The sequence below is a fragment of the Psychrobacter sp. 1U2 genome (assembly GCF_051847575.1).
In genome coordinates, this window is the sequence record NZ_JBPYDC010000483.1 from 1 (window position 1) to 1,034 (window position 1,034).

The window sequence follows — 1,034 nt, forward strand, 5'->3', positions numbered from 1 at the left end:
TGTTTAATTGAATCGCAAGGCACTCACTTAAATTGCGCGCGCCTACGCCGAGCGGGTCACAAGATTGAATAATACGCAGTACCACTTCTATCTCGTCACGCTCAATCTGCTCATCCCATTGATAAAAGCTTGCCATTGTATCGAAACTTTTGAACAGCTCGTCAATATCCAATTGCACAAAGCCCATGTCATCCATCGAATCTACTAGATACTCTGCTATTAGAGTATCTGCGTCTGAAAGATGTTTAAAATTCAGCTGCCAGCGTACATAGTCTTGGATACTGGCGCTGGTACTGCCTTGATAATCATCAAGCTCGTCGTAATCTGTGCTCGCTGCGGCACTACTCCCACTAAAGCTTCCGATATCATAGTTACCGTAGCTTTCATCGCTATCCGTGCTCTGATAATCGCTGCTTGAGTACGTATTGTCTGCATCAGTGTTGTCCATAGCACTGCCATCGATGTTTGCTTGTTGTAGTTTATCTAAGCTGTCGCTAAAAGTGTCATCGTAATCAGTAGCATAATCAGTAGTGCCATAATCAAAAGTATCATCATTACCATCCGATGCGTCAGACGATAGACTTACTTCGCTATTATCATTCCACATCTCAAGCGTTAAGGAGTCATCTAATGCATCTGCTGCCGTATCGTCACTGTCTTCATACTCGTACTCATCTTCCTCAATGCGCTCAAGTAATGGATTGCTATCCAACTTCGCTTGAACCTCTTGTGCAAGCTCAAGGCTAGAAAGCTGCAACAATTTGATGGCTTGCTGCATTTGTGGGGTTAGCTTTTGGGAGGTAGATAGCGTGGTCGCCAATCCAAACGACATACTCATAGATTATGTATTACACTCCAATATTATTACTTTGATCATATGTATCTGCAGCTTATGGACAACGGCTTACGTTCTAAGTGTACGTATCATTATTAGCTTATACCATTTGCAAAAATAAAAATAGCAGGTAAAACAATTACCAGCATTTAGCATGGTAGCTTAAATAAGATTAGGCATATTAGATCATTTTACAAGC

The 1,034-nt window shown here is 41.6% G+C and carries 1 protein-coding gene; it reads right to left on the reverse strand.

Annotated elements, in window-relative coordinates:
* Positions 1-838: RNA polymerase factor sigma-54 (locus tag ACS8FD_RS16745; protein WP_439276672.1), on the reverse strand; the 838-nt coding region annotated here is incomplete at its 3' end.
* Positions 839-1,034 lie beyond the last annotated feature (196 nt).